This is a genomic window from Micromonospora sp. LOL_013, from assembly GCF_048060315.1.
In the GTDB taxonomy this organism is placed as follows: Bacteria; Actinomycetota; Actinomycetes; order Mycobacteriales; family Micromonosporaceae; genus Micromonospora_E.
The window spans coordinates 1-20,678 of the sequence record NZ_JBHMIQ010000012.1 but is presented as its reverse complement, the minus strand read 5'-3'; the positions used below and the strand labels follow the sequence as shown (position 1 = coordinate 20,678).

Annotated in this window: 15 protein-coding genes; 6 read left to right on the top strand and 9 right to left on the bottom strand. The window is 69.3% G+C overall.

What is annotated here, in order from left to right; translation table 11 throughout:
* Positions 1–55: 55 nt before the first annotated feature.
* Positions 56–1,642, bottom strand: coding sequence for an amidophosphoribosyltransferase (purF, locus tag ACFHWS_RS09945; RefSeq protein WP_233606602.1), 1,587 nt, complete (start codon positions 1,640–1,642; stop codon positions 56–58).
* Between the two features lie 210 nt (positions 1,643–1,852).
* Positions 1,853–2,206 carry a sterol carrier family protein gene (locus ACFHWS_RS09940; protein ID WP_416553877.1) on the bottom strand — a complete coding sequence of 118 codons (354 nt, stop codon included), beginning with the start codon at positions 2,204–2,206 and terminating at the stop codon, positions 1,853–1,855.
* Positions 2,207–2,363: 157 nt separating this feature from the next.
* Between ACFHWS_RS09940 and ACFHWS_RS09935 the strand changes: the two genes are divergently transcribed.
* A complete protein-coding gene (locus ACFHWS_RS09935) occupies positions 2,364–4,637 on the top strand; it encodes a carboxypeptidase regulatory-like domain-containing protein (RefSeq protein WP_416553875.1) in 2,274 nt (757 codons plus the stop codon).
* An 88-nt stretch (positions 4,638–4,725) separates the two neighbouring features.
* Here ACFHWS_RS09935 and purL read toward each other — a convergent pair whose 3' ends face one another.
* Genes purL through purS form a run of 3 tightly spaced genes read right to left on the bottom strand, consistent with a single transcriptional unit; the run spans position 4,726 to position 8,404 of the window.
* Entirely contained in the window at positions 4,726–7,464 is a 2,739-nt protein-coding gene (purL, locus tag ACFHWS_RS09930; protein ID WP_416553873.1) for a phosphoribosylformylglycinamidine synthase subunit PurL, read from the bottom strand.
* A complete protein-coding gene (gene purQ / locus ACFHWS_RS09925) occupies positions 7,461–8,144 on the bottom strand; it encodes a phosphoribosylformylglycinamidine synthase subunit PurQ (RefSeq protein ID WP_416553871.1) in 684 nt (227 codons plus the stop codon). The genes purL and purQ overlap by 4 nt, the downstream gene beginning before the upstream one ends.
* Entirely contained in the window at positions 8,141–8,404 is a 264-nt protein-coding gene (gene purS, locus ACFHWS_RS09920) for a phosphoribosylformylglycinamidine synthase subunit PurS (RefSeq protein WP_278172523.1), read from the bottom strand. Before purS ends, purQ begins: the two co-directional genes overlap by 4 nt.
* Before the next feature lie 479 nt (positions 8,405–8,883).
* Between purS and ACFHWS_RS09915 the strand changes: the two genes are divergently transcribed.
* Complete coding sequence (locus tag ACFHWS_RS09915; protein WP_416553869.1) at positions 8,884–9,558, top strand: S1 family peptidase; 675 nt, start codon at positions 8,884–8,886, stop codon at positions 9,556–9,558.
* Between the two features lie 116 nt (positions 9,559–9,674).
* Here the strand turns inward: ACFHWS_RS09915 and ACFHWS_RS09910 are convergent, their stop codons facing one another.
* A complete protein-coding gene (locus ACFHWS_RS09910; RefSeq protein ID WP_416553867.1) occupies positions 9,675–12,398 on the bottom strand; it encodes a hypothetical protein in 2,724 nt (907 codons plus the stop codon).
* 16 nt (positions 12,399–12,414) lie between these two features.
* A complete protein-coding gene (locus ACFHWS_RS09905) occupies positions 12,415–13,782 on the bottom strand; it encodes an SWIM zinc finger family protein (protein ID WP_416553865.1) in 1,368 nt (455 codons plus the stop codon).
* Positions 13,783–14,063: 281 nt separating this feature from the next.
* On the opposite strand from ACFHWS_RS09905, the gene ACFHWS_RS09900 reads away from it, so the two are divergent.
* Positions 14,064–14,483: a YbjQ family protein gene (locus ACFHWS_RS09900; RefSeq protein WP_416553863.1), complete on the top strand. Its 420-nt coding sequence runs from the start codon at positions 14,064–14,066 to the stop codon at positions 14,481–14,483.
* A gap of 2 nt (positions 14,484–14,485) precedes the next feature.
* On the opposite strand, the gene purB is transcribed toward ACFHWS_RS09900, so the two are convergent.
* A complete protein-coding gene (gene purB, locus ACFHWS_RS09895; protein WP_416568062.1) occupies positions 14,486–15,919 on the bottom strand; it encodes an adenylosuccinate lyase in 1,434 nt (477 codons plus the stop codon).
* 250 nt (positions 15,920–16,169) lie between these two features.
* On the opposite strand from purB, the gene ACFHWS_RS09890 reads away from it, so the two are divergent.
* The 3 genes from ACFHWS_RS09890 (at position 16,170) to ACFHWS_RS09880 (ending at position 19,040) form a co-directional block, all read left to right on the top strand.
* Complete coding sequence (locus ACFHWS_RS09890; RefSeq protein ID WP_416553859.1) at positions 16,170–16,826, top strand: IPT/TIG domain-containing protein; 657 nt, start codon at positions 16,170–16,172, stop codon at positions 16,824–16,826.
* Positions 16,827–16,921: 95 nt separating this feature from the next.
* Positions 16,922–18,097, top strand: coding sequence for a tRNA-ribosyltransferase family protein (locus ACFHWS_RS09885; protein ID WP_416553857.1), 1,176 nt, complete (start codon positions 16,922–16,924; stop codon positions 18,095–18,097).
* Between the two features lie 163 nt (positions 18,098–18,260).
* Positions 18,261–19,040, top strand: coding sequence for a hypothetical protein (locus ACFHWS_RS09880; protein ID WP_416568061.1), 780 nt, complete (start codon positions 18,261–18,263; stop codon positions 19,038–19,040).
* Positions 19,041–19,113: 73 nt separating this feature from the next.
* Here ACFHWS_RS09880 and ACFHWS_RS09875 read toward each other — a convergent pair whose 3' ends face one another.
* Positions 19,114–19,938 carry an Rmt family 16S rRNA (guanine(1405)-N(7))-methyltransferase gene (locus ACFHWS_RS09875; RefSeq protein WP_416553853.1) on the bottom strand — a complete coding sequence of 275 codons (825 nt, stop codon included), beginning with the start codon at positions 19,936–19,938 and terminating at the stop codon, positions 19,114–19,116.
* Positions 19,939–20,678 lie beyond the last annotated feature (740 nt).

Genomic DNA, 20,678 nt, shown 5'->3' with positions numbered 1-20,678 from the left:
GAGGATCGCTCGACTCGGGCTGCCGGTCGGACGACCGAGGCCGGTCCGGCCGGTGCTACGGGCGGTGCAGGGCCTCGGGGCCGCCAGTGCTGACAGCGAACCGTTGAGCGCCCGGGCCGGTCCGGTCGCCGCCGGCCTGATAGTCCTGCTCGGTGATGTCCCCCGGATGGCCGACCCCGCCAGCGACCCGGCGGTCCACACCTTCGAGCACGTGCTTGCCGATCAGATTGCCAGCTGGCAACTCGATCGGGTACTCCCCATCGAAACATGCCCGACACAATCGTGTCTTCGGCTGCTCGGTTGCCGCTATCAGACCGGCAAGCGAGACATAACCGAGAGTATCCGCACCGATGGACCGGCGTATACCCTCTGTGTCCAGCCCGTTGGCCAGCAGTTCAGCCCGGGTGGCGAAGTCGATGCCGTAGAAACACGGCCAGCTCACCGGCGGTGACGAGATGCGTACGTGCACCTCCAGAGCACCCGCCTCGCGCAGCATCCGCACAATTGCCCGCTGGGTGTTGCCCCGCACGATCGAATCGTCGACCACCACCAGGCGCTTGCCGCGGACGTTCTCGCGCAGCGGGTTGAGCTTCAACCGGATGCCGAGCTGACGCAGCGTCTGGGAGGGCTGGATGAACGTACGGCCGACGTACGAGTTCTTCATCAGGCCGGCGCCGTAGGTGATGCCGGACTGCTCGGCGTAGCCGATCGCGGCCGGCGTGCCCGATTCCGGCACCGGGATCACCAGGTCCGCCTCGACCGGGTGCTCCCGGGCCAGTCGGCGGCCGATCTGCACCCGGGCGGCGTGCACGTTCCGCCCGGCGATGGTGGTGTCCGGGCGGGCGATGTACACGTACTCGAACAGGCAGCCCTTGGGCTCCGGCGGGGCGAACCGGGCCGACCGCAGCCCGTGCTCGTCGATGGCGATCAGCTCGCCCGGCTCCACCTCGCGGACCACGGTGGCGCCGACGATGTCCAGCGCGGCGGTCTCGCTGGCGACCACCCATCCCCGCTCCAGCCGGCCGAGCACCAGGGGCCGGACGCCGTGCGGGTCGCGCGCCGCGTACAGCGTGGTCTCGTCCATGAAGACGAAGCTGAACGCGCCCCGCAAGGTCGGCAGCACCTCCAGCGCCGCGGCCTCGACCGACAGGTCCGGGCGGCTGGCCAGCAGGCTGGTGACCAGGGCGGTGTCCGAGGTCGAGCCGTCACCGGACAGCCCTCGGTCGACCACCTCGCGGGCCAGCTCGGCGGTGTTGACCAGGTTGCCGTTGTGCGCCAGGGCGATCGTCGTGCCGGCGCTGGTCGCCTTGATCGTCGGCTGGGCATTTTCCCAGGTCGAGCCGCCGGTGGTGGAGTAGCGGGCGTGCCCGATGGCGAGGTGACCGCGCAGGCTGGCCAGGGTCGGCTCGTCGAAGACCTGGGCCACCAGGCCGAGATCCTTGTAGACCACCACGCCGGAGCCGTCACTCACCGCAATCCCGGCGGCCTCCTGACCCCGGTGTTGCAGGGCGTAGAGACCGAAGTAGCTGAGCTTCGCGACCTCTTCCCCCGGTGCCCACACGCCGAATACGCCACAGGCGTCCTGCGGACCGGGTCGTTGGGGATCAAGATCGTGACTCAACCGGCCGTCGCCTCGAGGCACCTGCCGCTCCCTCGTACTGGTCTGCACTGACGCCTGGCCTGCATGTGGCCTGCACGCCTCAGCGCGGGGTGTCACCGGACTACCGTCGCCGAACAGTGTACGCGAGGTTCCGGTTGGCCCAGTGTGCTCCATTTGGCCCCACACCCGCCGGGTGTCCACCGCAGTCAGCCGGGTGACCGCCGCAGCTGGCTGGCAAATCGCCAGCCCGCCTCACAGCGGCAGGTACGGGGATATATCGGACCTCGGACCACTCGCGGAGATTTGTCCATCCAGCACGGCCGAGGCCCAGTCGAGCTCGCCGGTCGCCAGCAGCACCCAGGTCACCGGGTCGATCTCCACCACGTTCGCGGGGGCGCCTCGGGTGTGTCGCGGCCCGGCTACACACTGAATTGCACCGTAAGGTGGGACACGGACCTCCACCGATCGGCCCGGCGCTCGCTCGGCCAGCGCCGCCAAGAGCAGGCGGACCGCATCGCGTAGCTGCACACGGGCGGGGACGGCACCGGCGGCCAAAGCGTCCCGCACGGCGGCGACCGTAGTGAACTTACTGTACGGAGAGGACACATCGGGACGATACGACTAGCTCCGGTGCCAGTGGCTCCCGCCCCTGGGTCGCGCACATCCGTCTCGGCAAGGCATAGTTGCCGACGGTGTACTCGTCACGGGTGACCCCTGCCCGAATCCTGGTGCGGGGGAAGGATCAAACCGGAAGGCGGTGGACGTGACAACACACCTACGAGCCTGGCTTTCGCGGGCCGGTGTTGTCGCAGCGCTGGCTGCCGTCGCACTAGTCGGCCTGCCCGCCGCGCCAGCGGCCGCCGAGGCACCCACAGTCACCATCCGCAGCCTCTCCAACGCCAACCTCAGCTCCGGTGGCCGGGCCACCCTCGAATTCGAGGTCCGCAACAACAACCCGGCGGGCGAAGAGGTGGAGGGCGGGACCTCCTTCAACATCCGGGTCGCCACGAACATCAACGAGCTCCGGTGCGAAGGGCAGTGCGACTTCACCGACACGATCGACCGGGGCGCGAGCAAGACCTACACGGTCGAGCTGATCGCCGGCAACCTCGGGACCAACCAGAACCGCAACGGCCGGGTGGAGATCGTCGCCGTCGTCGACGGGGAGAACGGCCGGGTCCAGCGCGACGTCTCGGTCCGCGGGCCGCAGGAGGCGCCCCGGGTCAAGGAGGTCGCCGGCAAGGTCACCGACGTCTCCACCGGTGAACCGATCGAAGGCGCCGTGGTCGTGATGAGCGACTCGCAGAGCAACAGCTACGACACCACCACCAACGGCAACGGCAACTACCGGTTCACCTCCAGCAACGACCGGCCGATCGTCCCCGGCGACATCCGGATCGCAGCGACCGCCGACGAGTACAACGACAGCGACGTGAAGGTCGTCACCGCCGCCGCCGGGCAGTCGATCACCGTCGACCGGATCACCCTGAAGTCGAACGTGGAGCCGACCCCGTCGGCCACTCCGGAGGCGACCCCGTCGGCGACCGCCGAGGCGACCCCGAGCGGCGCGGCCACCGAAGCCCCACCGATCGACACCCAGAACCTGGCGAACGAGAGCAGCGGCGGGGGGATGGGCTCCTGGCTGCTGATCATCATGGGCGGCCTGCTGGTCGCGCTCGGTGTCGGGGCCATCGTGCTGCTGCTGGTGCGGCGCAAGGATGGCGACGTCGACGACGACCCAGAGCCGGCCGACGACGACCCAGCTGACGGGCGGGCCGCACTGCCGGGCAGTCGCGGCGTCTACCACGGTGCCGACGACGCGACCCGGGTGGCGATGCCGCCGATGCCGCCCGGCCCGGTCTCCGACGCCACGATGGTGACCCGGCCGTCGCTATCGGACGCGCCGACGATGCTGCACCAGATGCCACCGATCAAGGACGAGTTCCCCGACCCGTACGGTGCTCCGCCGCCGCCCGGTCCGAACCCACCGGCCGGGCCCGAGCCACGGTACGGCGCGGACCAGCGCCCGGGCTGGGGTGGACCGCCGACCCAGCCCGGCTACGGCTCCGACCCCGCCGGTGCCACCAGCGTTTACGGCGCGGTTCCCGGCGCCGACCAGCCGGGTGGTGGGGCCGGGTCCGGCTACGATGGACCGGGCGGTGCGGCCCGCTCCGGCGGGACCTACGGCGGCAGTCAGTACGGCGGCAACGCCCCGTCGTCGGGGGCACCCGGCACCTACGGCACCCCGCCCTCGTCCGGCGGCCCGTACGGCGAGCCGGCCGGTCGGCCGCCAGCCGACGAGGCCGGCGGCTACCGCGGTGGCCGAAGCTACGGCGACGCCGGCGGCGCAGGCTACTCCGGCGGCAGGTACGGAGCGGACTCCGCCGGAGGGTACGGCACCGATCGTTACGACGAGCCGACCGGGCGCTACGAGCCGGGCAGCTACGGGCAGTCCGGCCCACCGTACGAATCCGCCGGTTACCCCGGCCCGGATCAGGGGCGCGGCGACGTGCCGCCACCACCGCGTGGTCCGGAGCCGCCGCAGCCCGGCTACCGGGGCGGCAGCCCCGGTTACGGGCCGGATGGCGGTGGTTACGGCGCGAGTGCGGGCTACGGCGGAAGCTACGGAGAAAGCCCGCCCCAGGCCGGCGGTTACCCCGACGCGGGCTACCCGGGCGGTGACTACGGTGGCGACCGGGGCAGTGGATACGGCTCCGACCAGGGCTACGGGTCACCGGACTACGGCCCCGGCGGGTCGGCGGGCTACGAGTCCGGCCGGGAACCGGGCGGGTACGGCCCCCCAACCGGTGGCGGCTACGACCAAGGTGGCGGCTACCCGCCTGGGGGCGGCTACGACGACCGCCGCGTCCCTGACCAACGGGGCGGCTACGACCAGCAGATGCCGTACGGACAGCAGCCCTACGACCAGCAGCCCTACGGCGCCGAGCAGCCGCCTGGCGACCAAACTCGGCACGGTGCCACGCCGCAGGCCGGCAACCGGGGTGAGCGACGTTCCCTCGACTGGCTCGACGACTGACGGCTACTCGACGCCTCATCGATGAGATGGGCCGGACCCGATCGGGTCCGGCCCATCTCATCGGTGAGTCAGTCTGCCGTCCGCCCGGTCAGCTCTGGTTCTTCGGCTTGCCGGCGGACGGGTCGGGGCGGTCCACCGGCTGAGCCGCGTCGTCGGCCGCGTCGTCGGCGGTCGCGTCGTCGGCCACCGTTTCCTCGGCCGCCGCTACGCCGCCGCTGTCTGCCGCTTCCTCGGCTACCGCCTCGCTGTCGGTGACTGCTTCCGTCTCCCGCTCGGTCACCGCGGCAGCAGGTTCGGTCACCGCTTCGGCTTCGTCGCTGTCCGGGTCGACGTCCACCGTCGCCGTGGTCTGCTCCGGCGTACCGGCCGGGGCGTCAATCGCGACCGCCTCGCTGGCCAACACCCCGACGGCGTCCGGATCCTGCGGGTCCGCCGGCACGTTACGCGGCCCCACCGCGCTGAATAGCGCCGGCAGGGTACCGGTGTGGGCACCGCGCAGCTCGTCCAGGCCGACGCTGAACTGGTCGCGGACCTCCAGCAGCCGGGCCGCCGGGTCGGTCACTCCGATCATGGTCCAGGGCAGTCCGTGCTCCACGCAGAGCGCGGTGAACGCCTTCTCATGCCCGCGCGGCACGGCAACCATGGCCCGCCCCGCCGACTCGCTGAACAGGAACACGAACGGCATCGAACCGTCGCTGAACTCCGGCGGCAACGCGATCCGCGCCCCGATCGACCGGCGCAGGCACGCCTCGACCAGTGCCTGGGCGAGCCCGCCGTCGGAGAGGTCGTGGGCCGAGGTGATGTGCCCTACCCGGGCCGCCGCCCCGATCACGGTGGCCAGCACCCGCTCCCGATCCAGGTCGACCTTGGGCGGCGTACCGCCGAGGTGCCGGTGGGTGACCCAGGCCCACTCCGATCCGGAGAGTTCCAGCTCGGTCTCGCCGAGCAGCATGATCAGGTCACCGTCGCTGTGTGACGGCGGGACGAAGCCCATCGGGACGCGCTGCGCCACGTCGTCGAGCACCCCGAGCACACCGACCACCGGGGTGGGGTGGATCGCGGCGGCACCGGTCTGGTTGTAGAAGCTGACATTGCCGCCGGTCACCGGGATACCGAGCTCGGCGCAGCCGTCGGCGAGGCCGCGAACCGCCTCGGCGAACTGCCACATCACGCTCGGGTCCTCGGGGGAGCCGAAGTTGAGGCAGTTGGTGACCGCCACCGGGCGGGCACCGGTCACCGCCACGTTGCGGTACGACTCGGCAAGGGCGAGCTTCGCCCCCTGGTACGGGTCGAGCCGGGCGTACCGGCCGTTGCCGTCGACCGACAGGGCGACACCGAGGCCGCTCTGCTCGTCGATCCGGATGACCCCGGCATCCTCGGGCTGGGCCAACACAGTGTTGCCTAGCACGTACCGGTCGTACTGCTCGGTCACCCAACTGCGGTCGCACAGGTTAGGCGAGGCGATCATCCGCAGCAGGGTTTCCCGCAACTCGTCCGGGGTGCCGGGGCGGGGCAGCGTCTCCGCCCGGTCGGCCTGCAACAGGATCAGGTCCGCCGGCTCGCGCATCGGCCGGGCGTAGACCGGGCCGTCGTCGGCCAGCGACCCCGGCGGTACGTCGACCACCACATGGTCACGCCAGCTGATCACCAGCCGCCCAACTCGACCGTCCGACTCGGCCGGGGTGACCTCACCGATCGCGGTGGCCAGCACGCCCCATTTTTCCGCGGTGGCGAGCACCGCGTCGAGCTGCGCCGGCTCGACGATCAGCAGCATCCGTTCCTGCGACTCGCTGGCCAGGATCTCGTGTGGCTCCATCGACGGCTCACGCAGCGGAACCCGCTCCAGCCAGACCCGCATGCCGGTGCCGGCCGCAGCGGCGGTCTCGGTGAGCGCGCAGGTCAGGCCGGCGCCGCCGAGGTCCTGAATGCCGACGACCAGCCCGGCGTCGTACAGCTCCAGGCACGACTCGATCAGCAGCTTCTCCATGAACGGGTCGCCGACCTGCACCGACGGGCGGCGCTGCTGGCTGGCGTCGTCGAAGGTGGCGCTGGCCAGCACCGACACCCCGCCGATGCCGTCCCGGCCGGTCTTGGCCCCCAGCAGCACCACGACATTGCCAGCCCCGGCGGCGGCCTTGTTCTGCAGCCGGTCCACCGGCAGTACGCCGAGGCAGAGCGCGTTGACCAGCGGGTTGCCCTGGTAGCAGGGGTCGAAGACGACCTCGCCGCCGATGTTGGGCAGGCCCAGGCAGTTGCCGTAGCCGCCGACCCCGGCGACGACGCCGGGCAGCACCCGGGCCGTGTCCGGGTGGTCGGCGGCGCCGAACCGCAGCGGGTCCATCACGGCGACCGGGCGGGCACCCATGGCGAGGATGTCGCGGACGATGCCGCCGACGCCGGTGGCCGCACCCTGGTACGGCTCGACGAAGCTGGGGTGGTTGTGCGATTCGACCTTGAAGGTGACGGCGAGGGTGTCGGAGACCCGGATGACACCGGCGTTCTCCCCGATGCCGGCGAGCATCAGGTCGCTGGCCGGGGCCTTCTCGCTGAACTGCCGCAGATGCACCTTGCTCGACTTGTAGGAGCAGTGCTCGCTCCACATGATCGAGTACATGGCGAGCTCGGACTGGGTCGGCCGACGGCCGAGGATCTGCTGGATCCGCTCGTACTCGTCGTCGCGCAGCCCCAGCTCGGTGTACGGCTGCAGCTCATCAGGTGTGTCGGTGGCGCGTTCGACGGTGTCCGGGCCACCGGCGTACCGGTCGACCGGTACGCCGAGGTCGGTCGCTGCCGGGCCGGCGGCGGCGGCCTCCGACTGGGTGGTCATGCCGGCACTCCCGCGAGGTGCTTGAGGATGGAGGTGAAGAAGCCAAGCCCGTCCCGGGACGGACCGGTCAGGTCCTCGACGGCGTGCTCCGGGTGGGGCATCAGCCCGACGACGTTGCCGGCGGCGTTGGTGATGCCAGCGATGTCGCGCAGCGAACCGTTGGGGTTGCCGCCGACGTAGCGGGCCACCACCCGGCCGGTCGATTCCAACTCGTCGAGGGTCTGTTCGTCGGCCACGTAGCAGCCTTCGCCGCTCTTGAGCGGGACGAGGACTTCCTGTTTCGGAGAGAACGCGTTGGTGAACGCGGTCCGGGCGGTCTCGACGCGAAGCATCTGGTCCCGGTTGCGGAAGTGCAGGTGCTGGTTGCGGGTGAGCGCGCCGGGCAGCAGGTGAGCCTCGCAGAGGATCTGGAAGCCGTTGCAGATGCCGAGCACCGGCAGGCCGTCACCAGCGGCGGCGACGATCGACTGCATGACCGGGGCGAACCGGGCGATGGCTCCGCAGCGCAGATAGTCGCCGTACGAGAAGCCACCGGGCAGCACCACAGCCTGGACCTCGCGCAGATCGGCGTCGCCGTGCCACAGTCGGACCGGCTCCCCACCGGCGAGCCGCACCGCGCGGGCGGCGTCGCCGTCATCGAGCGAGCCCGGGAAGGTGACCACACCGATCCGGGCGCTCATGACGGATCACCGGCTGTCTCAGGCTGCTCAGCCAGCCGGACCTGGTAGTCCTCGATGACCGGGTTGGCCAGTAACTTGTCCGCGATCTCACGAGCCCGATCCAGGTCGGGCTCGCCGGCGAACTCGATCTCGATCCGCCGGCCGATGCGCACCGCCGAGACGTCGCTGACACCGAGCCTCGGCAGCGCGTTCGCGACAGCCTGACCCTGAGGATCGAGAATTTCCGGCTTGAGCATGACGTCGACGACGACGCGAGCCACGTGGCACTCCTGACCGTGTACGCGTTGGGGGTGCCGGCCTCGAACGGGCCGCGCACCCCTCAGCCTACCTGGTGGCACCGGGTACGACGCACCGGCGGTCGGAGAGCCGAATCGGTGATCGGGCCACAAATCAGCCACCAACCGATAACGACGACATCGGTCACCGCCGACGGACCGGCTCATCGGCGGACCGGGCGCCCACGAACGGCCTGCCACACCCGGCTGGCGACCACCGGCCGACACGACGCGGGCAGCGCGGGGCCCCGAGGGGCGCGGGACGCCGTCGCGGGACATCAATGCATCGTATGACTTCGATTTGATCCTTGTAGATGACCATCGGAGCGCTTAACGTCATTCGTCAAACGCCCGGTGACGACCTTCGGACGGGCGCTGTAACAAACTCCGCTGCCGGATACCCGTCCGGCGGCGTGGCTCACCGACCCGTACCCCGGGTTGTTCCCTCGGAAGGAGCCCCACCCATGCGCGTTCGTCTGGCTGCGGCAGCAGTAGCCACCACCCTGATCGGCCTGCTGGCCACGCCAACTGCGGCGACGGCCGCACCGGAGGAGATCATCGGCGGCGGGACGGTATCGTCCGCCCCATGGGCCGCCGCGGTCTTCAGCAACGGCTCGTTCACCTGTTCCGGCAGCATCATCGCCTCCAACTGGGTGCTCACCGCGCGGCACTGCGTCAGCGGATCCATGTCGGTCCGGATCGGCAGCGTCAACCGCTCCTCCGGCGGCGTCACCCGTACGATCAGCTCCGCGTACGGCCGCTATGACCTGGCGCTGCTCTACTTCTCCAGCCCGGTCAGCACCAGCTACGTGACGCTGTCCAGCAGCTACCCGCCGGTCGGCTCGACCAACAGCATCTACGGCTGGGGCATGACCTGCTACAGCGGCTGCGGCGCGTCGACCCAGCTCAAGACCGCCTCGGTCCGGGTGACCAGCACCAGCGTCAGCGACGCGTACGGTGGCCGGGCGATCCGCAGCACCCGGATCAACGGCAACGCGTGGCGCGGCGACTCGGGCGGCCCGCAGTTCTACAACGGCCAGCAGGTCGGCGTCGCCTCCACCGCCAACGGCGTCAACATCCAGAACTACGGCAGCGTGGCGTACAACCGGTCCTGGATTCGGTCGGTAGCCGGCGTCTGACCCGAGCTGAACCTGGTCTGGAACCGACTGGTGCTGACGCGCGACGGCGCGGACCCCGTGGACAGATCACGGGGTCCGCGCCGCCGTGCTCTCACCGACTGTGCGGCATCCGGTCGCTACCGACGGGTGCCGGCGAGCGCCGCCACCAGCGCTCGGGCACTCTTGACCAGCTCGCTCGACCCACGACGCGCCGCCACGGTGGTCACCCGCGGAATCTCGCCGCTCGCCCCGCACCGCAGCACGCACTCCACCGCAAGGGTCAGCAACTTCCCTACCCCCCGCGCCACCGGTTCGCCTTCGAGCAGGCCGGGGAGCGCGCCTCGACACACCGACCACACCGTGGCGTACGCACCGGTAGCGGCCATCTCCCTCAGAGTCTCGATTGCCCGGCTGAGAGTCACAAACGAATACCCCTCGGGACCAAGCTTCACGATCTGCCGGCCGAGCAGTTCGCCGTTGAGGTCACCGCGGGCAGCCAGGACCAGGATCGCGTCAATCGCCGCCGCGCGTTCCCGAGGACGGTCGGCGTCCATGGCCAGCGCGAGTCTGAGATGCAGGGCGAAATCGGCCGGGCCGCCCGACTCGGCCAGTTGCGGAAGCAGACGCATCCAGGCCCGCCTGTCCCGCTCCGTGTAGGGCTCACGAGCGCTGTAGTCGTAGTAGCAGTTCGCCACCCTGTCCCGGTGGTGCGGCAACGTGGCCACCCAGGCCGCCAACTGGTTGCGGCACTGCCGATCCCACCTCGTGCCGGTACGGAAGAGCCGCTCGGCGTCGGCCGGTAGTTGTAGATCGGTCACGGCCCCGGGCAGGTCGATCAAGTTGTGCACGATGTTGAAGGCACTAATTTTTTCCCAGTCGTCCGGTGTCGACGGCTGATGCGGGTAGCCGCCGGCCCGTAGCCAGCTGGACAGGCGGCGACCGGCGTCGCCCGGCAGCCTCTCGGCCGCATCGATGATCTGCTCGTCGGTGGTGGGAATGACCCGCAGCAGGGCCTGACTAAGATCGACCGATCGCGCGGCGATGCCACGCTCGGCATACCCCGTCAGGCGCTCCACGAGTACCGCCGCGTCGAGGGCTCCGGTGGCGTCGGTCGGGACCGCCAGCAGGTACGGAAGGTCACCGGCGCGTACCGCCCCGGCGGCCTCCCGAATACGTGCGGCGAGCAGCTGACCTGGAGGCGAGAACTCGCCGCGGCAACAGCAGCAGCGCGCAACGAGCCAGTCGTCGTCTGGCACCGCTCCGGTCACCGCCTGGACGACGACCCACAGGTGTACGGGTGTGCAGTCACTCGGCCGTCCCGGTACCCGCCGCACGACGGGGGCCAGCGCTGCGGCGAGTCCGACCCGGTCGCGGACCGAGTGGCGGACGAGTCCGTCGAGCGCCTGTTCGAACACCACGATGTCCGGGCTGCCGGCCAGCACGGCGGCTACATGTTCGGCGACCTCGGCGGGCGTGCCGAGCGGTTCCGGCACCGCAGTGGGCGCCTCGACCAGCGGCAGCGTCTCGACGTACGGCTCGTCGCGCCGCGCCACCGGTCCGAACAGGTCAGCGGCCTGCGCGGACAGTGCGGGCGTCAACCGGGCCGCCGCTGCCGCAAGGGCAGTCCGGATCGGCTCGTCGGCACCGGCGTGCTCCGCCGCCGACGCGGTATCCAGATGCCGGGCGACCACCTTGAGCGCCTGCTCCTGCAGAGCGATGTCCGGATGTCCGAACGCCAGAGCTGCCGATCGCACCAGCTGGCCGGCTCGTGCCGGGTCTCGTCGCGCTGTCCGGTCGAGCCACGTCAGGTGCGCCCGGATGAGCTTCTTGTCCGCTCGGCGAAGGAGTCGTCGGGTCGTTTCGGTGACCAGCTCCGGCTCGATCAGGCCGGCCTCGTCAAGCTCGGCGAGGCGGACCCGGGCGTACTCGGCCACCGGAACCCACAGGTCCAGAAAGGTGAGATAGTCGCGGCCCACTGCGGCATGTTGCGCCAAGGTGGGTGGCATATCGTCGACCATCTCCAAACGACGGCGCAGTACGCTGCGTTCGCTCGTCTGCCGGACCTGCTCCAGCCACTCTTGCAGCCTTTCGGACCAGTACGCCGCCGCCAGCGCACGCCACCGCGGATCATCAGCGATCAACCGCACCAGCGCCTTGTCCCCCTGCGGCGAGCAGAGATCGCCGTTGTCGACTCGGCGGAAGATGAGGTCGACGACGTAGTCCCCGCTGATGAGGCCAGCTTCGATGAGTTCGGCCTGTGCCGAGTCCGACATATAGTAATATGGTTCTTTCTCGACGATGGGCAGCAGGACCGGCGTGAGTGGGTCGTTTCGCATCCGCTCACCGAACGTCGCGCCGGGCGGGTTGGGGACCAGATCCGGGTCCCCGCCGTACCACCGGGCTGAGAGCCAGTTGAGCAGGAACGGGTGGGAGGTCGGCGGGGGGCAGCCGGTGCGCCGGATCAGGTAGTCGGCAAGCGGGAAGAGTTTCCTTGCGCTGTCGATCGCGGCAACCAGCTCGGTCTGCTGCTCGGCCGTCCAGTGGTCGACCACCTCGACCACCCACCGGTGCGGCCCAGCGGTCTTGTTCTTGTCGTCCTCCCAACTGATGTCAGCCTTCTGGCAGTAGTGGTTCTCCATCCGGGTGAGCCATTTTCCGGCTGTGCTGGGGTCGGGTTGCGCGGCGAATTCGGCGGCGAGGCGCGCGAACCGCTCCGGCTGAGGCAGTTTCTCCCACTTGTGACACAGCAGTGCCGTCCGGAACTCGGCGAGCGTCTCGGCATGTCCGGCGCGCTGCGCCGGGGTGAGATTTCTCATCGCCCGGCCCACCCCGGCCACGTCACCAGCGACGATCCGGTCCATTATGTCCACTGTAGCCTCACATCGAGTTCGTGGTGATACGGGCGGCGAGCACGTGCTTGCATGGCCCCCGTCCGCCCTGGTACTTCGCCCACCAGAGGCAGGTGCAGCTCGCCCCGGCACCGGCACCGGCACCGGCACCGGCACCGAACCGTACGGTGTGGATCTCCTTGCCCTTACCGACGGTCGCCAACCCGTCGGCGATCGTGACGGCACCGGCGGCGACCAGCTTGCGCGCTGCCCGCAGCCGCGGATTGAGCCCTTCGACCTGCTGCGGTCGGTACGGCAGGTCGCGGTGGAAGTGCGACTGCTCGGCGAGGTCATAGCCGACCTGACCTGCCGTGCCCAGGGTGGTCAGGGCTGCCCGGACCCGGTGTGACGGCAGGTCCGCCATCCGGGCCAGCTGGTCGACATCGATCGTCGGGTCCCAGGCCAGCAGCGCGGACACCAGGGCGGCGTCCTCGGTCGCCGTCGAAGTGGCCAGATCGTCGAGCACCCCGCCCTCGCCGGAGAAGCCCCGTGCCGCCGCCGGCGAGAGCATCAAGGTCAGCCGCATCCCCGGCAGCCGTGCCTCCCACGCGACGGGCCCGAGGGTTCCGTCGGCTGGGGCGTAGATCCGGACGGCGTCCGCGTACGGCAGGACCGGCCACAGCGTGGTCAGCCGCTCGACGCCGGGCAGGCCGATCGTGCCCGGTCCGGGGCGGGTGGCCGGGCGCAGGCCGCGGCCGGTCGCGCTCACCCAGTGCGTGGTGCCGATGACTGACCGGGTGGTAGGGCGTGGCGCTGCCCGCAGGACCGCCTCCGCGTCCGCCGGCGGCACCTCCGCCCGCAGGCTCAGCCCGGTGGCCAGCACCTGCGCCTCGGCGAAGCCGCGCACCCACCGCGACGGCAGGGGTACCTGCTTTTCCACGTACCGCCCGTCGAGCGTCGTGACGGCAACCTCGTCCGCCCCGACGAGCAAGTGCAGCGGCGTGGCAGCACCGACCCGGTTGAGCGCTCGGCGGAAATCCGAGTTGACGTCGACGTTGGTGGTGCCGTGCCGGATCACCTCGCCGTCCAAGCCGTCGTCGAGGATGTCGAGGCGGGCGTAGACCCCACAGCATCCGGAGAAGGACTCGATCCGCAGCCGGTCGCCGTTGGCCGTGACCACCGGGTCCAGCGAGGCGGCGAGCTGTGGCCGGTAGTAACGCGTCGCCGCCACGTCGGCGACGACGAGGAACGCGGTCGCGGCAGCGACGGGGGCGGTAAGGAAACCTGTGAACAGCTGCGGATGCGTCACCGGGCCCTCGGGGGTCGCCCCGCCGGATGTCTCCAGCAGCATGGTCAGCCTGCCTGCATCTCCCTGGAGGCGGGAGAGCCCACGGTACGCGTAGTCGTAGTCGGACACGGCGGCAATCCTGGCAGGAGTGCCCAGAACCGCCCAGTAGCCCCAACCAGCTAAGAAACGGATGAACTGCCGTTTCGTTGGCGAGGAGGGCCGTCGCTCCGCGGCCGTGGATCCTCTATTCCCGGCAGTTGACTAGTGCCTGCCCAGCGGGTGTCCGCTGACCGCTAGCTGGCGCGGGCTCCGCTGAGGTACCAAGTGGCCGCGCTGTGCCGTTTGACGGATGGCGCAGGCCCCACCAATGCCCGCGAGCAGGGCACACCATCACTCATAGCATCGGTTCCGTGCTGATCGTGACGACGAACGATCTACCGGGATACGAAATCCGGATTGTGCTGGGTGAGGTGGTCACCTCGGTGGTCCGCTCGATCAACCCCTTCAAGGAAGGCGTCAAGGCGCTGCGGGGCGGCAAGTCCGACCCGGGCGGACCGGCCAGCCTCACCAAGTACCGGACCGAGATCATCGGCAAGCTGGGCGATGCTGCCAAGAAGAAGGGCGCGAACGCCGTCATCGGGATGCGGTTCGACACCCGGCAGGTGGGCAGCACCCACATGGAGCTCTGTGCGTACGGGACGGCCGCCGTGGTGCTGCAGATCCGGCCGGACGCCGGCGACGACTCGAAGCAGTCGAAGATCGACGCGAGTCACGCCGACGCCAGCGCCGGCAACGAGACCGGCGGCTCGGCCGGCTCCGGCGGCAGGTAGGGCTACAGGATCGGGGCCGGCTGGTAGGCGGCGGCCACCGGGTGGTCGGCGACCACCGCGGCCACCCGGTCCGCCACCGCCCGCACCTGCGACGGCGCGGCGCCGACGAAGCCAGCCCGGTCGGCGACCACCATTGCGATCTCGTCCCGGCTCAACCCGAGCCGCCCGTCGGCGGCGAGCCGGTCGAACAGGTCGTTGTCGGCGGCACCCTGCTCCCGCATGGCCAGCGCCACCGCGACCGCGTGCTCCTTGATCACCTCATGCGCGACTTCTCGGCCGACGCCGCCGCGCACCGCCGCGACGAGAATCCGGGTGGTGGCCAGGAACGGCAGGTAACGGTCGAGTTCCCGGGCGACCACCGCCGGGTACGCGCCGAACTCGTCGAGCACGGTGAGGAAAGTCTGGAACAACCCGTCGGCGGCGAAGAACGCGTCCGGCAGCGCCACCCGGCGCACCACCGAGCACGAGACGTCGCCCTCGTTCCACTGGTCGCCGGCCAGCTCGCCGACCATCGACAGGTAGCCCCGGATCACCACGGCCAGCCCGTTGACCCGCTCGCTGGATCGGGTGTTCATCTTGTGCGGCATGGCGCTGGAGCCGACCTGCCCGGGCCGAAAACCCTCGGTGACCAGCTCGTGGCCGACCATCAGCCGGATGGTGGTGGCCAGCGAGGACGGGGCGGCGGCGACCTGGGCCAGGGCGGAGAGCACGTCCAGGTCGAGGGAGCGGGGGTAGACCTGGCCGACGCTGTCCAGCACCCGCCGGAAGCCGAGGTGACCGGCGACCCGGCGCTCCAGCTCGGCGACCTTGGCGGCGTCACCGTCGAAGAGGTCCAGCTGGTCGGCGGCCGTGCCGACCGGCCCCTTGACGCCGCGCAGCGGGTAGCGGTCGATCAGGTCGGTCAACCGCTCGTACGCGATGAGCAGCTCCTCGGCCGCCGACGCGAACCGCTTGCCCAACGTGGTGGCCTGGGCGGCGACGTTGTGTGAGCGGCCGGCGAGAACCAGGTTGGTGTGCTCGACGGCGAGCCGGGCCAGCCGGGCCAGGGTGCTGACGACCCGGTCGCGGATCAGCTCCAGCGATGCCCGGATCTGCAGCTGTTCGACGTTCTCGGTCAGGTCCCGGGAGGTCATCCCCTTGTGGATGTGCTCATGGCCGGCGAGCGCGCTGAACTCCTCGATCCGGGCCTTGACGTCATGCCGGGTGACCCGCTCGCGCTCGGCGATGGCGGTCAGGTCGACCTGGTCGACGACCCGTTCGTACGCCTCGATCACCCCATCGGGCACGGCGATGCCGAGGTCGCGCTGGGCGCGCAGGACGGCGAGCCAGAGTCGCCGTTCCAGCCGGATCTTCTCCTGCGGGGACCACAGAGCGGCGAGCTCGGTGGAGGCGTACCGGGCGGCGAGCACGTTGGGGATCTGCGGGCGCGATGTCACGTACGGCAGTCTGACACGCCGGCCTGCCGGCCCCGCCGGGCAGCCGGTGGCAATCTGACTGATCTGGCGGATCTAGGGACAATTGCGTAACTGGCCGCATTTTCCGTCGTTCAGCCTGTCGTTGCCGGATTCTTCCGGCCACGCCGCTCCTGCTCCTGCCCGACGGTGCGAGTCGCATCCCCACCTGGGTCGGTGAGGCCGAAGTCCGAGACGAGGAACTGTGCGTACCACCACACGCCGCGATACATCCATGCTCGCCGTCGCAGCTCTGGCCGGCGCACTCGCCAGCCTGGCGCCGTCCGGGCCGGTCACGGCGGCGGAAGGAGACGGACCCGTCGCCACGGCGACCGTTGCCGAGGCGGCGTACGCGTGGCCAGCGCAACCGTCCGACCCGGCTCCACCAGGACCTACGGGCGTCGAAGCGCTCATCGGCTCCGCGTATCGCAGCGATGCCACGCCCTGGATCGACTCGGTGAACCCCGGTGAGGGTACCGCCGCCGGCGGTACGACGGCGACGGTCAGCGGTACCAGCTTCATCCCCGGGCAGACCCGGGTGACAGTCTGCGGCCGGACGCTCGGGCCGGCGGTCGTCACGGTCGGTGGCGCGTTAAACGTGTTGACCTTCCCAGCTCCCGCCTGCGAGGGCGGCGCGACGACGATTTCCGTCAGCACCCCGGCCGGTACCTCCAACGAGATGGCTTTCCGGTACCTCGGGGAAGGGCCACTGGTAACCGGCGGACCAGGCTACGGGGCATCGGATCACGGTCTTCCGGTCACTGGGCGCACGCTGGGCCCGCTCGTTGTCAGCGGCCTTCTGGCGATCCTGGTTGGTGCCGCCCTGCGGTTCGCCGCCGGCGGACAACTCGACCCAGAGACGAGACGGATCGGCGACGTCGACAAGAGGTGAATTTGGCTTCTTTGACAAGATGGCGGCTGAGATGGTGTCCGGCGGGTCGCGTATCGTAGGGAAGCCGTCTGCCGCGATCGAGGAGCTGCGACCTGATGATCTCCGCAGACCCTGCCGCTCCCGCTGGGCACCCATCCCAGACCGGGCACCGACTGGAGACCGTTCACGGTTCGATCGCTCTGCCAACGTTCCTACCCGACGGCACGCGGGCCTCGGTCCGCGCGGTCGACAGCCGTGACCTGGCAGCAGTGGGGATCCAGGCGGTGATGGTGAACGCCATGCACCTGGCCCAGCGCCCCGGGCTCCAGGCCGTCCGACGGGCCGGCGGGCTACACCATTTCATGGCCTGGGACGGTGTGATCGTCTCTGACTCCGGCGGGTTCCAGATACTCTCTCTCATCCGCAAACGGGGTCAGACAGGATCAATCCGATCGAACGGGGTGACTTTTCAAGAATCGCCCGACACGAAGAAGATCGTACTCACCCCAGAAAAGGTCATCGAATGGCAATTCGGCCTCAGATCCGACGTGGTGATCGCCCTCGATGACTGCACCGGTCCGGAGGACTCCCCGGCTCAGCAACTCGCCTCCACCGAGCGCACGATCCGCTGGTTCCGGCAGGCCCGACAGGCGTACGACCTCCAATGTCGGCAGCGCCGGACCTCGGAGCCGCCCCTGTTGGTCGGGGTGGTCCAAGGCGGTACCGATCCGACCCTGCGGCAACGCTGCGTCGACGCCCTCGTCGAGTCGGGGGCGCAGGGGTTCGGATTCGGCGGCTGGCCGCTGAACTCCGCCGGCGAGTTGGAGCGTGACATGTTCACCCTGCTCGCCCGGAGCACTCCGCCCGACGCGCCGCTGTTCGCCCTCGGAGTCGGCCGGCCCGAGCATCTGGTCGCCCTCTGCGAACTCGACACTCGATGGATCTTTGACTGCACGCTCCCAACTCGCGACGCCCGACACGGCCGCCTCTACGCGTTCAAACCTGATATCGCCAGCCGGCAGCTCACTCCGGATCGGAGCTTCTACCAGAACATCTACATCCTCGACGAGGAGAATTCCCGCAAGGACCAGCCAATCTGCCCGACCTGCGACTGTCCGACCTGCCAGAGGTACAGCCGCAGCTATCTGCACCACCTGTTCCGGGTGAAGGACGGACTGGCGGACCGGCTCGCCACCCTGCACAATCTTCGCTTCTACACCCGCCTGCTGGAGATGATTCGGTCCGGCCAGATGGCCGGACCCGCCGCACCCGAGCCGGGCGGGCAGGGATGACCGACCGGTGACCACACCTCCACCGGACCCAGCGCCGGACCACGATCAATCACTGGCCAGCCTGCGGCCAGCAGGTCACCACCCGCTAGGCCGAGCCGGTGCCCACCCACCGGGCATCGCCACGTCAACAGCACGAACGGCCGAGCCTCCCGCCGTCGACAGGGTGATCGCCCGGCTCACCTCGGCCGCCAAGTACCGCGACATCCATCCGGAGACCATTGTCGACCTGGTGCGGCGCGAAGGGCGGGGCACTGGCGACCCGACCGAGCTGGAACGACGGGTCCGGGCCCGGTTACACAAAGTGGCTGCGTTGCATCTGCTCACCGCCCGGCCACCGGCGCTACGACGGGCCGTCGACCGAGCCGATCTCGACGATCCGCAGGGCCGGCGGGACTGGTGCCGGCAGATGCTGGGTGGCCACTTTTCCACCGCCGAGCGTCTGCCCGACCTCGACGACTTCTACCCCATCCTGTTCGGACTGGTACCGCCGCCACGGACGGTGGCGGACCTCGCGTGCGCGCTGAACCCGTTCACCCTGCCCTGGTTGAGGCAGGTCAGCGAGGCCCGGTACGTCGGCTACGACTTCAACGCGTCGTTCGTCGCGTTGGGTAACGCGTTTCTGGCGCGGACCTACCCGGACTGCGAGGTCCAGCACGAGGATGTGCTCGCCGACGGCCGGCCGGTGAGCGCGGACCTGGCGCTACTACTGAAGACGTACCACTGCCTGGAGGGACGCCGTACGGGTGCCGGGCAGGCGCTGATCGACCGACTGGACTGCCGCGATGTGGTGGTTTCGTTCCCTACCCGGGCCATGAACGGTCGAGCCGCGGTCTTCGTTTCTCGACATGTCGAAGAGCTCTCCGCGCTGGCCCGCGATCGGGGTTGGCGCTTTTCACGGGCCAGCCTGGCGTCGGAGGAGCTGATAGCGATCCACAAGGGGTAAGACCCAGGTGGTATCGGTCCGCCTTGAGCCGCGAATTCGCTCGTTTCAGGTCTTCTGAAAAATCAGGCAAAAGCTACTTCTGAATGACGTAGACCAGCTCGTTGCCAATCTCCAGTTGCCGGAAGCTGTATGACCGCTCCCGGACCTGCGACTCAAAGCTTCGCGAATAGGTCTGAAACATTCCTTTCGACCGCCGACCAAGAGATCTGGTCGGAAAGGTTATCACGATAATCGGCGAGTTGACGAGGTCGATCGCTTCCCAACCGGATCCCCGGCGCTGAGTTTCCAGGCAGGGCAAGGTCTTCAGAAGTAGCGTGACATCGATTGGCTCGTGAACCCGATCCTCAAGAATATCAGCCACCCCCACCCGGTGTTGTACACCCAATCTCGTCAGCACGGAACCCACGAAGTCGATCAGGCGGGCGTCGATGTCGGACGCGACGTACATGGCCTGCTCGGGTAGACCCATCCACGGCACAGCTAGCGGACTGAGGCCACAGGCCAAGTCACGCACCGTACTCGGCTCGGGCAGGTCACGGAAAACTTCTTGGTAGAACCCCGCCAGGTGTGGCAGCCGCTCCCGGGTGGATAGATGCACCGACATCGCACGTCGGAGGGCTCCCTGTAGCGCTTCGTCATCTCCGGTGTCAACGGCAGATTCGATCTGGCTGAGTAACGCTGCATAGTTGGGCGGCTTGGGCGGCAAAAACGCACCGTAAATCTCATGTAGTCCGCGCTTGGTCCGTTTCACCGCATCGGAAACATCGCCCCGAGCCGCGACGAGAGCGGCTCTGGCCAGACGTCGCACGGTGACTGGAGCCACCGTCTGGTAGCGCCGACTCTTCACAATGGCCTGCACAATCTCGTCGACTCGCTCGTCGCCCGCAGATCGCGTCATTGCTCGGTCCATAGTGCAGGAAAACGATAGTGATCAACGGAGAGATCGAACCGCCCTCCGGGGTTCTCCTGCTCCGACAGGTCAAAGTTTCGTCGGGCTCCGGCGTCAGTACCGCAGCGATTTGCGCCACCCGGCTGACCGCGTTGGGAATTCCCAGAATCCTGGTACCACCTCTCTTCGGGATCTCCACCGCCCAGAGCGGACCGGGGGAGTGAGCAGATTTCCCCCAGGCTCATCCCGAAAATCACCTCCGACCTTCCCCGTGCAGCACCACGGTACGTGACGCTGCCACCCGGCTTCGAAACTAGCAAGATCATAACCTCGGGTGCGGGTAGCTGCCTTGGGCCACCAGCAGCGAGGAGTTGCCGTACGACAGGTTCCCCGGGGTAGGCCCTGTGGTCAATGCCACGTAGCTTAAGTTGATCTTGGTGGTGGCTGGACCCGGTAGATGTGGATGGTCGCTGGCCGGTTCGTTGGGTTTCTTGACCCGGTACTGGTTGTGGCGGGCTCGTTTGACCGCTCGGGGGCAGGTGCGTTCCCTGCGTTCGGGGATCATGAGATCGGCGATCCGGGTCAGGTGGACCGGTAGCTGGTCAGTCCAGTCCTGAGGGGGGAATGTCCGCCGTGCCGGTGGCGGTGCGGCGGATCAGGCGTAGGACCCTGGTGAACGATATCCGGTCGGGGTCGATGTCGGCGGCGGCTGACGCCTCGGCGATCAGCGCGGTGATCGCGTGGTGGAC